General features: G+C 58.9%; 9 protein-coding genes and 4 tRNA genes. 11 read left to right on the top strand and 2 right to left on the bottom strand.

Annotated features, from left to right (window positions below; translation table 11 throughout):
* The first annotated feature begins 167 nt into the window (after nucleotides 1-167).
* The 11 genes from gltX (at nucleotide 168) to GIV26_RS11945 (ending at nucleotide 8,382) form a co-directional block, all read left to right on the top strand.
* The gene (gltX, locus tag GIV26_RS11995) at nucleotides 168-1,649 is read left to right on the top strand and encodes a glutamate--tRNA ligase (protein ID WP_032896132.1); all 1,482 of its coding nucleotides are present in this window, start codon (nucleotides 168-170) and stop codon (nucleotides 1,647-1,649) included.
* A 147-nt stretch (nucleotides 1,650-1,796) separates the two neighbouring features.
* Nucleotides 1,797-1,872, top strand: a tRNA-Ala gene (locus GIV26_RS11990).
* Nucleotides 1,873-1,951: 79 nt separating this feature from the next.
* Nucleotides 1,952-2,027 (top strand) — tRNA-Glu (locus GIV26_RS11985).
* Between the two features lie 50 nt (nucleotides 2,028-2,077).
* Nucleotides 2,078-2,153, top strand: a tRNA-Ala gene (locus tag GIV26_RS11980).
* Nucleotides 2,154-2,234: 81 nt separating this feature from the next.
* Nucleotides 2,235-2,310, top strand: a tRNA-Glu gene (locus GIV26_RS11975).
* A gap of 184 nt (nucleotides 2,311-2,494) precedes the next feature.
* Entirely contained in the window at nucleotides 2,495-3,034 is a 540-nt protein-coding gene (locus GIV26_RS11970; protein WP_054898574.1) for a TetR/AcrR family transcriptional regulator, read from the top strand.
* 15 nt (nucleotides 3,035-3,049) lie between these two features.
* Nucleotides 3,050-3,883 (top strand): alpha/beta hydrolase, encoded by an 834-nt coding sequence (locus GIV26_RS11965; protein ID WP_054921654.1) that lies wholly within the window; start codon nucleotides 3,050-3,052, stop codon nucleotides 3,881-3,883.
* Nucleotides 3,884-3,921: 38 nt separating this feature from the next.
* The gene (locus GIV26_RS11960; protein ID WP_054921656.1) at nucleotides 3,922-4,356 is read left to right on the top strand and encodes an acyl-CoA thioesterase; all 435 of its coding nucleotides are present in this window, start codon (nucleotides 3,922-3,924) and stop codon (nucleotides 4,354-4,356) included.
* A 55-nt stretch (nucleotides 4,357-4,411) separates the two neighbouring features.
* Entirely contained in the window at nucleotides 4,412-5,377 is a 966-nt protein-coding gene (locus tag GIV26_RS11955; protein ID WP_054898571.1) for a tRNA dihydrouridine synthase, read from the top strand.
* Between the two features lie 613 nt (nucleotides 5,378-5,990).
* Nucleotides 5,991-7,361, top strand: coding sequence for a hypothetical protein (locus GIV26_RS11950; protein WP_236280645.1), 1,371 nt, complete (start codon nucleotides 5,991-5,993; stop codon nucleotides 7,359-7,361).
* An 88-nt stretch (nucleotides 7,362-7,449) separates the two neighbouring features.
* Complete coding sequence (locus GIV26_RS11945; protein ID WP_236280643.1) at nucleotides 7,450-8,382, top strand: hypothetical protein; 933 nt, start codon at nucleotides 7,450-7,452, stop codon at nucleotides 8,380-8,382.
* 85 nt (nucleotides 8,383-8,467) lie between these two features.
* Here GIV26_RS11945 and GIV26_RS11940 read toward each other — a convergent pair whose 3' ends face one another.
* Both GIV26_RS11940 and GIV26_RS11935 read right to left on the bottom strand, forming a co-directional pair.
* The gene (locus GIV26_RS11940) at nucleotides 8,468-11,746 is read right to left on the bottom strand and encodes an EAL domain-containing protein (protein WP_236280641.1); all 3,279 of its coding nucleotides are present in this window, start codon (nucleotides 11,744-11,746) and stop codon (nucleotides 8,468-8,470) included.
* Between the two features lie 66 nt (nucleotides 11,747-11,812).
* A complete protein-coding gene (locus tag GIV26_RS11935) occupies nucleotides 11,813-12,703 on the bottom strand; it encodes a LysR family transcriptional regulator (protein WP_054899001.1) in 891 nt (296 codons plus the stop codon).
* Nucleotides 12,704-12,808: the final 105 nt, after the last annotated feature.

Genomic DNA, 12,808 nt, shown 5'->3' with positions numbered 1-12,808 from the left:
CCCCATCGCGTGCAAGCCCGGCTCCCACATTGATCTGTGAATGCGGTCAAAATGTGGGAGCTGGCTTGCCTGCGATGGCCGCGCCTCGGTTTTCCAGATATCCCCCAGGCTGTTACCATTCGCCCCTTGTTTCAATTTTCAGTTTTATCGCCCATTCGAGACCTGCCATGACCACCGTCCGCACGCGCATTGCGCCATCGCCTACTGGGGATCCCCACGTCGGTACTGCTTACATCGCCCTGTTCAACTACTGCTTTGCCAAGCAGCATGGTGGTGAATTCATCCTGCGGATCGAAGATACCGATCAACTGCGTTCCACCCGTGAGTCGGAACAGCAGATTTTCGATGCCTTGCGCTGGTTGGGCATTACCTGGGCTGAAGGCCCGGATGTCGGCGGCCCGCATGGCCCGTATCGCCAGAGCGAGCGCAGCGACATCTACAAGCAATACACCCAGCAGCTGGTCGATATGGGCCATGCCTTCCCGTGCTTCTGCACCGCCGAAGAACTGGACCAGATGCGCGCCGAGCAACAGGCCCGTGGCGAAACCCCGCGCTACGATGGCCGCGCGCTGCTGCTGTCCAAGGAAGAAGTAGCCGCGCGCCTGGCCGCCGGTGAGCCTCACGTTATCCGTATGAAGGTGCCAAGCGAAGGCGTGTGCGTGGTGCCGGACATGCTGCGCGGTGACGTCGAGATCCCGTGGGACCGCATGGACATGCAGGTGCTGATGAAGACCGACGGCTTGCCGACGTACTTCCTGGCGAACGTGGTCGATGACCACCTGATGGGCATCACCCATGTGCTGCGCGGCGAAGAGTGGCTGCCATCGGCGCCGAAACTGATCCTGCTGTACGAATACTTCGGCTGGGAGCAACCGCAGCTGTGCTACATGCCGCTGCTGCGTAACCCGGACAAGAGCAAGCTGTCCAAGCGCAAGAACCCCACGTCGGTGACCTTCTACGAGCGCATGGGCTTCATGCCCGAGGCGATGCTCAACTACCTGGGCCGCATGGGCTGGTCGATGCCGGACGAGCGCGAGAAGTTCTCGTTGCAGGAAATGGTCGACAACTTCGACCTGTCCCGCGTCTCCCTCGGCGGCCCGATCTTCGATATCGAGAAGCTTTCGTGGCTCAACGGCCAGTGGCTGCGTGACCTGCCGGTGCAAGAGTTCGCCAGCCGTGTGCAGCAGTGGGCGTTGAACCCCGAGTACATGATGAAGATAGCGCCACTGGTGCAGGGCAGGGTAGAGACGTTCAGCCAGGTCGCGCCCTTGGCCAGTTTCTTCTTTGCTGGCGGCGTGAATCCCGATCCCAAGCTGTTCGAGTCGAAGAAGCTCTCCGGTGACCAGGTTCGCCAGCTGATGCAGTTGATCCTGTGGAAGCTTGAAAGCCTGCGTCAGTGGGAGAAGGATGCGATCACCGCGACCATCCAGGCGGTGGTGGAATCCCTTGAGCTGAAACTGCGCGATGCCATGCCGCTGATGTTTGCCGCCATCACCGGGCAGGCCAGTTCGGTGTCGGTGCTTGATGCGATGGAAATTCTCGGCCCGGACCTGACCCGTTTCCGTCTGCGCCAAGCCCTTGATTTGCTTGGTGGTGTGTCGAAGAAAGAAAACAAGGAATGGGAAAAGCTGCTGGGCGCTATCGCCTAAGCAGGCCGCTTAAGGCACGAAACCCCGGTTTTCCGGGGTTTCGTCGGTAAGTGATTGTTATCCCGGCAAAAAATTTTGGAAATTGTTGAAAATAAATTTGACACGTTTCCAAACCACCATTAAGATTCGCCCCGTCCTCACCGATGAGGGGCTATAGCTCAGCTGGGAGAGCGCTTGCATGGCATGCAAGAGGTCAACGGTTCGATCCCGTTTAGCTCCACCAATTTACAGGTTCAAGGTTCCGGCCACACCGTCCTTGAATTGATCAGGTCTCAGCTCTGATCAGATGTACAGAAGGTTTTGTCCCCTTCGTCTAGTGGCCTAGGACACCGCCCTTTCACGGCGGTAACAGGGGTTCGAGTCCCCTAGGGGACGCCAGTTTCAACAAGCAGCTCGAAAGGTCTGCTGCGTCGCGAGACGAAAAATCCGGGGCTATAGCTCAGCTGGGAGAGCGCTTGCATGGCATGCAAGAGGTCAACGGTTCGATCCCGTTTAGCTCCACCAATTTTACAGGTTCAAGGTTCCGGCCACACCGTCCTTGAATCGATCAGTTCTCAGCGCTGATCTGTTGTATAGAAGGTTTGTGTCCCCTTCGTCTAGTGGCCTAGGACACCGCCCTTTCACGGCGGTAACAGGGGTTCGAGTCCCCTAGGGGACGCCACGATTACCCGCTCTGCGGGATTTTTAAGGGTCATTCAATTATTGAATGGCCCTTTTGTTTGTCTGGCGTTTGGCCAATTCCCTCCTTTATTACCCATTTTTCTGTTCTGACCGGCGGTCGTGCTTATCGCTTGCCAAATATTATTATGGTAATAATATTCAACCCATGAAAGACGGAGGCTTCGATGAGCGATAAAAAAGCGCAAACCCGCGAACGTATTTTGCAGGCTGCCAGCGCGGCGTTGATCCAGCGTGGCCCGGCTGAGCCCAGTGTGGGCGAAGTGATGGGGGCGGCGGGGCTGACGGTCGGCGGCTTCTATGCGCACTTTGAAAGCAAGGATGCGCTGATGCTGGAAGCGTTCAGCCAGTTGCTGGCGCAGCGTCGCGCCTCCATCGATGACTTGGACGAACAACTGACCGGCGAAGAGCGCCGCACGTTGGTCGCCGCGTTTTATCTGTCGCGCAAGCACCGCGACTCCACGACCCAAGCCTGCCCGTTGCCCGCGACGGTGGGGGAGATGGGCCGCTTGCCGGACGCTTTTCGCGAGGTTTTGAACGAGCACGTCGAGTTGATGGCCGCGCAATTGGCCGGCAGCCCCGAAGACATCGACAAGGCCCTGGCGGACATGGCCTTGATGGTAGGGGGGCTGACCCTGGCGCGGGCACTCGGGCCCGGCGAGTTATCAGATCGGGTGATACGTGCGGCCAAGTCGGCGGTACGCTGAAAAAGGGGATGCAAGATGGGCGCATTGACCTGGGTTCGTGGTTTCAATGGCACGGTGGGGCGCCTTGCGCCGCATGCGGTCGCCAGCAAGATGCGTCGCACCTTCATGACCCCGCGCGATCTGCCGCCGCGTGACTGGGAGTTGCCGCTGTTGGCCCAGTCGGAGCGCATCACTCTGCGTTTCGGCCTGTCGGCATTGCGTTGGGGGCATGGCCCGGCGGTGCTGCTGATGCATGGCTGGGAAGGCCGCCCGACTCAATTCGCCAGTTTGATCACGGCGTTGGTCGACAACGGCTATTCGGTGATAGCTCTGGACGGTCCCGCCCACGGTCGTTCGCCAGGGCGTGAAGCTCATGTACTGCTGTTTGCCCGCGCCATGCTTGAGGCGGCGGCCGAGCTGCCGCCGCTGTATGCGGTGGTCGGCCATTCCATGGGCGGCGCCAGTGCGATGTTGGCGGTGCAGTTGGGGTTGCGTACGCAGGCGTTGGTCAGCATTGCCGCACCGTCGCGCTTTCTGGATGTGCTACGCGGGTTCACCCGCATGGTCGGCTTGCCGCCACGGGCGCGCTCAGCCTTTATCCAAGAGGTGGAGTTGAGCATGGGCATGCCGCTCAAGCATCTGGACGTGGCCCACTACCAGCTGAACATTCCCGGCCTGATCGTGCACGCCGAAGACGACACCTTCGTTCCGGTCAGGGCGGCTCAAGCCATTCACGAAGCCTGGTTCGACAGCCGCCTGCTGCGCCTGGAGCAGGGTGGCCACCAGAAAGTGCTCGCCGACCCGCAGGTCATCGACGCTGTACTCGCCCTATTGGCCGGCTGCCGTCTACAGGAGCGCCAAAGCGCCTGATACACTGCCCCGCCGACATCAATCGACTGGAGCAAGGCATGGGCTGGGATTTGGCAACGCCGTTCATCATCGATCTGCAGGTTACGGCTGAGGACATCGACGGCCTGGGGCACGCCAATAATGCGGTGTACGTCTCATGGCTGGAGCGTTGCGCCTGGCGCCATTCGCAGCGCCTGGGGCTGGACCTCACCGAATACCGCCGCCTGGACCGCGCCATGGCCGTGGTGCGCCATGAGATCGACTACCTGGCGGCAGGCTATGAGGGCGATGAGTTACAACTGGCCACCTGGATCGTCGATTGGGACCAACGCCTGAAAATGACCCGTCGTTTCCAGCTTGTGCGCCCCCGTGACGGCGCGACCCTGCTGCGTGCGCAAACAACCTTCGTATGTATTGAGTTGTCGAGCGGCAAGCCCAAGCGTATGCCCGCCGAGTTTATTGAAGGTTACGGCCCCGCCCTGACAGGGGGTTAACGGTTGCCGCAGGAAACCCAGTAAACTGCGCCACGATTTTTGTTGAGTGTTTTCCATGCAAATTGCTTTGGCGCCCATGGAGGGGTTGGTCGACAACATCCTGCGGGACGTGTTGACCCACGTGGGCGGTATCGACTGGTGCGTGACCGAGTTCATCCGGGTCAACGACCGCTTGCTCACACCTGCCTATTTCCACAAGCTCGCCCCGGAACTGCTGCACGGTGCGCACACCGCTGCGGGCGTGCCGTTGCGTGTGCAATTGCTGGGCTCCGACCCGGTTTGCCTGGCGGAGAACGCCGCCTTGGCCTGCGAGCTGGGTTCGCAAGTCATCGACCTGAACTTCGGCTGCCCAGCCAAGACCGTCAACAAGTCCCGCGGCGGTGCGGTGCTGCTCAAGGAGCCGGAGCTGCTCAACCAGATCGTCGAACATGTGCGTCGTGCCGTGCCTGCCCATATCCCGGTGACCGCCAAGATGCGCCTGGGCTTCGACAGCCCGGATGGCGCGTTGGTGTGTGCAACGGCGCTGGCAGAAGGTGGTGCGGCGCATATCGTGGTACATGCGCGTACCAAAACCGATGGCTATAAGCCCCCCGCCCATTGGGAGTGGATCCCGCGTGTGCAAGACGTGGTGAAGGTGCCAGTGTTTGCCAATGGTGATATATGGAGTGTTGAAGATTGGCGGCGGTGCCGGGAAATCAGCGGCGTAGAAGACATCATGTTGGGGCGCGGCTTGGTCGCGCGGCCTGACCTGGCCCGGCAAATCGCTGCTGCGCGCGCTGGCGAAGAAGTAGTGGAGATGACCTGGGCGCAGATGCAACCCATGCTCCACGAGTTCTGGCGTCAATCGGTAGCCCAGTTGACTGAAAAGCAGGCGCCGGGCCGTTTGAAGCAATGGCTGGCGATGTTGACGCGTAATTACCCGGAGGCGGTCGAACTGTTTACGGCCCTGCGTCGTGAAACCGCATTGGAACAGGTTAGCCGCTTGCTTGGCATGCCTCACCCACAACCGGCAACGTTATGAGTTGTAACGCTTCAATGTCCGTTGATGGTGGGTGCAACATTATTTGAGTCCGCGTCCTGTTTCAAAAAATGCCCCATATTGAGAGATATGGGGCATTTTTTTGTTTGTTGGGATTATCTATGGCTGAACTTGACGCCCTTTATAGAGCGCTCGCAGTTTGTTCTCACATAGGTTGAATGTTGCTCGGTAATAAACAGGCACGTTATAGGTTTTTTAAATTCAAAAGTTTCTCTGTGTAAGTTTATTTATAAATATATGTCTTCGGTTGCGTGGTTCTGGTTGTGTCTTATATGTTCGCGCGAAATATCAAAGTGGGCGGTTACGCGGCGTTTTGAATTGTATCGACAAGTTGCGTTTCAGGTGAGTTATTAATCTGTATTTCTGCCACGCACACATTCGGGGGCGGCAAATCGAGGTGTTCTTTAAAAAGCACGAGGCAAAGTCTGAAAATTTGGTTTGGTTTCTTTATATGACGCGCGATTTTAGGAACTGGTCAGCGTTAACTCCCACAAATTAGCAGCTGTCAGGCAGTGCTGTTGCTTGCAGTTCATTAAGGCTATTGCTTCCCTGGCCATTTAACGGAGTCAGGTGGCGCCGATTAAGGAGTTTATGAATGTCTCTATCTGTCAATAATTCGCCCTTTGTCAAAGTTGATACATCACCTCTGAGCGGGCAGTTGCCGACCCCGTTGAAAGTCGACATGCAACCTAAACCTCCGACGAGCCATTTCAACCTCAACCCCGCATCTGCACGCAATGAAAACAGTGAGGTCATGGTGAGTGCGACGGCGCTCACCAGAGTATTTGACATGCTCGAGCAGTTCTTCAAATCCATGCGGGAGATGCTTTTGGGGAAAAGTGTTACGCCTGATCTGGAGGCAAAAGACCAGCCAGTGAAGCCAGCTACAACTGATCAAGCGGTGAAGCTGAATGCAAAAGACCAGCCGGTGAAACCAGGTACGACTGATCAGTCGGTGAAGCCGGATGCAAAAGACCAGCCGGTGAAGCCAGGTACGACTGATCAGTCGGTGAAGCCGGATGCAAAAGACCAGCCGGTGAAGCCAGGTACAACTGATCAAGCGGTGAAGCCGGATGCAAAAGACCAGCCCGTGAAGCCAGGTACGACTGATCAGTCGGTGAAGCCGAATGCAAAAGACCAGCCGGTGAAGCCAGGTACGACGGATCAAGCGGTGAAGCCGGATGCAAAAGACCAGCTCGTGAAGCCAGGTACGACTGATCAAGCGGTGAAGCCGAATGCAAAAGACCAGCCGGTGAAGCCAGGTACGACTGATCAACCGGTGAGGCCGGATGCAAAAGGTCCGGGGGTGTTAATAGATCACGGCGGATTGACGCCGAAACCGGGTAGAAACGATCATCCAGTGAAGCCGTCAGTGCCGATGCCTTCAGTGAGTGTCACTAATGATGCTGAAGCAAATGTGCATGTGAACATCAATGTCGCTCACTGTCACTGCCCTGATACAAAGGACGGGCCAACCCCGGACTTAAATCCCAGGCAAGGTCCGAAGCCGGAATCGAACCCCGTGCCACAGCCGGGTCCGAAGCCGGAATCGAACCCCGTGCCACAGCCGGGTCCGAAGCCGGAATCGAACCCCGTGCCACAGCCGGGTCCGAAGCCGGAATCGAACCCCGTGCCCCAGCCGGGTCCGAAGCCGGAATCGAACCCCGTGCCACAGCCGGGTCCGAAGCCTGAATCGAACCCCGTGCCTCAGCCGGGTCCGAAGCCTGAATCGAACCCCGTGCCTCAGCCGGGTCCGAAGCCTGAATCGAACCCCGTGCCACAGCCGGGGCCGAAGCCGGAATCGAACCCGATGCCACAGCCAGGCCCGAATCCGGATACCAACCCGATACCTACACCCGCGCCACAGCCCGATAAGTTTGTTCCTGATTTGACCAGCCCAGGTCCTGCTGAGAATAAATTCGACAAAAACTGGCGCTTCAATGCTCGACTTTCATCCAGATCTTGAAACCCGCTGGCTCATAAGAACGCTTGAATAAAACAGGGGGCTTCTCCGAGGCATACCACTCGGAGAAGCACTGTTTAAGGAGAAACTTGTGTCGTGCTATTCGATTAATAATATTGCGCGCGTGATAGATGTCCGTCAGGTGGCACCTGCAGATACGTTAAAGCCCGTTAGTGGTGCTCTTCAGTGCACTCCAATTAATTGCCGGACTGTCGAGACAGGTAAAAATAGCATTGGTACTAATACGGAATTAGTCACTACATTGTCGGGGCTATTTGCGTCTTTTTTTTCACAGCTGATTTCTCTGTTGTCCGGTAAAAAAGATACGACAGTTCCTGATATTCCTCCTCAGCCCAGGGTTCTGCCTGAGGTTCCGCCTCGGGTCATACCTGAACCGCTACCACCAAAGCCTGAGGTCGCCGCAAACATTCCGGGTCTTTCGATAAAGCGTAATGGGGCTAAGCCGGACAACATCTGGAGTGGCTTTCGCCAAGGGCCAGATGGCAACTGCGTTACCGTATCGGCCATCAAGGCAGCCATGTACCGATTTGGTCAAAGCCCTACGGACATTTTTCGCTCAGTGAGAAAAGAGCTTGGCGGTTATCACGTGGTCATGCGCGACGATTTTCAGCTGAGATTGACCGACTCGGAGTTGGCACAAGCAGCACAAGGTTCGCGGTTTATAGGTCCCGATAAAGAGATGCTCAAGGATGCGCAGTTTCTTTTTGCCGTCAGCGCCAAGCGCGCGCAGATGGAAGACAACGATGGTACGGCGAGCAGGAGTTTTCATGCTGCCATTCGCAGCCTGAACAATGGGGAGGATGAGTGGGGGCCGGGGGAAGGGTTTCTGCGCCTGGGGTTGAGGAAACACATGAGAAGGGTACCCGTCAGTGCGCTCGCCGGTGGGCAAGTGGGTATGTGCAACCGGGATAAGCATTCGGTAGCGGTTATCAATGGTCGTGAAGAGTTGTGGGGGCGCCGAGGCTCGGCCCCTACCTACGGCGATGCTGTAGCGCTTATGTAATTGAACAGGCAGCCAGGCGGGCGGCTCCGTTGACGGCAGTGGCGCTTGGCTGCATCTTTTGCACCTCGCGTGATCAGGCGCGGCCCTATTCCAGCAACCGCCTGAAACCCTCGATCGGCAATGGCCGGCTGTGTAAATACCCCTGGAACAAATGGCAGCCCAGCTTTTGCAGGAACGCCAGCTGTTCCAGGGTTTCCACCCCCTCGGCGATGACTTCCAGGTTCAGGCTGCGCGCCATCGCCACAATGGCGCGGATGATTTCTGCATCATTGGGGTCGTGGGTCGCATCGCGCACGAACGACTGATCGATCTTCAGTGCGTCCACCGGCAAGCGCTTGAGATAGGTCAGGGATGAGTAGCCGGTGCCGAAATCATCCATCGCAAAGCTCACGCCGAGTTTTTTAAGGCGGCGCATCTTCATCACGGTGTCGTCCAGGTTCTGGATCACGATGCCTTCGGTGATTTCCAGTTTCAGCAGGCTGAACGGCAGGCCGTGTTGCTTGAGGCTGTGCTCCACCCGTTCCACAAAGTCGTTCTGGCGGAACTGCCGCGGGCTGATATTCACGCACAGGCTGAAATTGAGCGGGTCCACCAGGCCGTCGGCAATCAACTGGGCAAAGGCGCCGCAGGCTTCATCGAGAATCCAGGTGCCGACCTCCAGGATCAGGCCGCTGTCTTCCAATACCTTGATAAATTCCGCCGGCGACTGCGCGCCCAATTGTGGATGCTGCCAGCGCACCAAGGCCTCGGCGCCGATTATCCTGTTGCCTCGCGCATCCACCTGGGGCTGGTAATGCACGCTGAATTCGCCGCGTGACAAGGCCAGGCGCAAGTCGGTTTCCATGCGCAGGCGCTCGCTGGCGGTTTTTTGCATGCTGTTGTGGAACATTTGCGTGGTGTTGCGCCCGGAGTCCTTGGCGCGGTACAGGGCGATGTCGGCACGCTTGAGCAGATCGGCGGGTGTGGTGCCGTGGTCGGGGATCAGCGCCACGCCGATGCTGGGCGTGACCTGCAACCGGTGACCGTCAAGGAACATGGGTTCCGAGAGCAATTCGCGCAGGGTATCGGCCAGCGCTTGCACCTGGCTGCTGACCGTCTGGCGGGTGCCCTCCAGGCCGCTGAGCAATACCACAAACTCGTCGCCGCCCAGGCGCGCCACGGTGTCCTCTGTGCGCACGCTGGCTTCCAGGCGCGCGGTGACGATTTTCAGCACAGTGTCGCCAACGGGGTGGCCGAGGGAGTCGTTGATGTGCTTGAAGTGATCCAGGTCCAGAAACAGCAGGGCGCCGCGCAGGTTGTGGCGCTTGAGCAGGGCGATCTGCTGGCTCAGGCGGTCCATCAGCAGTGCCCGGTTCGGCAGGTTGGTCAGCGGGTCGTGATAGGCCAGGTGCCGGATCTGCGCCTGGGCGTTCTTCAATAGGCTCACATCCCGCGCTGTCAGCAGCAGGCAGGGGGTTTCATTCAAGGTGATCGGCTCCACCGAAACCTCCACCGCCAGCACCTCGCCACGCTTGTTGCGCCAGAGCATTTCCAGGTGGTGAATGCGCCCCTTGATGTGCAACTCGGCCAACAGTGCGGCGCGTTGGTTTTCATCGGCCCAGATGCCGATCTGGTACAGCGTCAGGCCGATGGCTTCTTCGGTGCGGTAACCGGTCAGGCGGCAAAAACCGTCGTTGACCTCCACATAACGGCCGGTGTCGCGTTCGGTGATGGATATCGCATCGGGGCTGGAATGGAACGCCTTGGCAAACTTCTCTTCACTGGCCTTGAGTGCGGCTTCCGAGCGTTGCTGTTGGGTAATATCGCGCAGCGTGGTGACGATGCACGGCTGGTCGCTGACCTTGATCAAGCGGCTGGAAATCATGCAGGTCAGGCTTTGGCCGTCCTTGTGATGCACCACTATGGCCACATTGCTCAGGGCCTGTTCGCGTATCACCTGCTCGATGCGCTGCAGGCGCTTGCTGGAGTCGTCCCACAAGCCGATTTGTTCGGCGCTTTTGTCGAGCACTTCGGCGGCTGTCCAGCCAAACGTCTGGGTAAACGCCGGGTTGATCTCGATAAAGGCGCCGCTGTCCAGGCAGGTCACGCAGATCGGGTCGGGGCTGGCCTGGAACAGGCTGGCGAACTTTTCTTCCGAGGCGGTCAGCCGTTGCTCGCGCTCGACCTGGTCGGTGATATCCAGCAAGGTCCCTGCCATGCGCAGGGGCTTGCCTGACTCATCGCGATACAGGCGTGCGCGGCTCTCCAGGTAGCGCGGGCTGCCGTCTTCCATTTGCACGCGGTAGGTCAGCTGATAGTTGCCGTCCGGGCCTTCGCGCAAACTGCGGTACGCATGGCGCATGCCCTCGCGGTCCTCATCGGACATGCCCTCAAAAAACGCATCGAAGGATTCATGGAACGGCGCGGGTTCCAGCCCGTGCAACTGGGCGGCACGCGCCGAGCCGTAGAGCATGCCGCTGGGGATGTGCCAATCCCAGGTACCCAGTTGCGCGGAATCCAGGGCCAGGTCCAGGCGTTCCTGGCTTTCCTTGAGCGCTTGCTCGGCGTTTTTGCGTTCGGTGGTGTCCAGAAAGGTGCTGATCAGGTACGCCTCGCCGTCCAGTTCCACTTTTTGTGCGCTGAGGGTGCCGTCATGAATCTGGCCGTTGCTGGCGCAGAACTGCACTTCCATGGTGATCGGTTCACCCTTGCGCTGCGTGGCCTTGACCAGCAGCGCCCGCTGTTCCGGGTGGCGCCACAGGCCCAGCTCCAATGTGGTGCGGCCGATGGCATCGGCCACCGGCCAGCCGAACAGTATCTCGAAGTACTGGTTGGCTTCGCTGATCAAGCCGTCGGCCTGGCGCGTCAGCAGTACCATGTTCGGGCACAGGTGGAACAGGGTGGCGAAGCGCTTTTCCGAATGGCTGAGGGCGTGTTCACGGTCGCGTTGGTGGGTGATTTCGCGGATGACCCCGATCATGCGGCGCCGTCCGGCTTTATCGGGAACCAGGCTGCCGCTGATTTCCAGCCAGTGCACGCTGCCATCGGGCCATTGGATGCGGTGGTGCATGGCGCGGTCGAACGGCTCTCCGGCGAGCACCGCATGAAAGCCGCGCACCACCCGCGCACTGTCTTGCGGGGCCAGCAGGTCTAGGTAATCGAGGTCCTTGGGCAGAGGCTGGCGCGGGTCAAAGCCGAATAGCGCCTGGGTGCCCCGTGACCAACTGATTCTTCCTGTGTCGATTTCCCAGCACCAGGCACCCAGCCGCGCGGCATTGAGGGCCGTCAGCAGTTGCGGGGCACTGTCCCAGCTTTGTTCCGCCGCTTGAGGGTCCAGGGCGTAGATGCGGGGCAGGGGTGGAATCGGGTCAAGGGGGTTGCGCATTATCAAAGGGCCTTGGCTCATGGAGAAAACCGCGCGGTTTGACCTAAACCCCTGGCCCGCACGGTGTCATGCCGGTAACCCTGGCAGATCGACCTGTGCATCCAACAGACTCATGAAAGCCCGCGCAGCGTTCGACAGCGTCCTTTCGGTGTGCACGATATAGCCTAGCTGGCGACTGAGCTGTATGCCCGGCAAAGCGATACTTGCCACCTGATCGTCAAGCATGGTGCGCGGCAACACGCTCCAGGCCAGGCCGATGGAGACCATCATCTTGATGGTTTCCAGGTAGTTAGTGCTCATCGCGATATTGGGCGTCAGGCCCTGGGCCTCGAACAGGCGGCTGACAATATGGTGGGTAAAGGTGTTGCCACCGGGAAACACGGCCGGATGCCCGGCGATATCAGCCAGGCTGACGGAACCGTTGCTGATCAGGCTGTGTTCCGGCGCCACCACAAAATCCAGTGGGTCGTCCCACACCCGGCTTGCACGTACCAGGTTGTGGGGCTCAGGCGCCAGGGTGATTACCGCGACTTCCGCACGGCCATGGAGGATTTCTTCGTAGGCCACTTCTGAATCCAGAAACTGAATATCCAACGCCACCTTCGGATATTGCCGGGTGAAGGTGCGCAGGATCGGCGGCAGGCGATGCAGGCCGATATGGTGGCTAGTGGCCAGAGTGAGGCGCCCGCTGACTTCGCCGGTGAGGTTGGTCAGGGCCCGGCGGGTGTCGTCCAGCACGTTGAGGATTTGATAGGCGCGGGGCAGCAAGGCCCGCCCGGCCTCGGTCAAGCCGACTTCGCGGCCCAGGCGGTCGAACAGCCGTACCTTCAATTGTTGTTCCAAACCGGCGATGCGCTTGCTGATGGCCGGCTGGGTCAGGTGCAGGCGTTCGCCGGCGCCGGAGAAGCTGCCGGTCTCGGCGATGGCGATAAAGGCGTTGAGGTTGGCCAGGTCCATGGTGCTATTCCAGTTGGTAATCCAAAGCATAAAAAATATGAATTTGAGTTATTTAATGTAGCGCCATACCATCAGCCTCACAAGCCAAAGGGTTATTGAAAAGCC

Source organism: Pseudomonas sp. PA-1-3F (genome assembly GCF_021609665.1).
GTDB lineage: Bacteria > Pseudomonadota > Gammaproteobacteria > Pseudomonadales > Pseudomonadaceae > Aquipseudomonas > Aquipseudomonas paracarnis.
The sequence above is the reverse complement of the archived record's forward strand: the minus strand, read 5'-3'. Positions and strand labels throughout refer to the sequence as shown.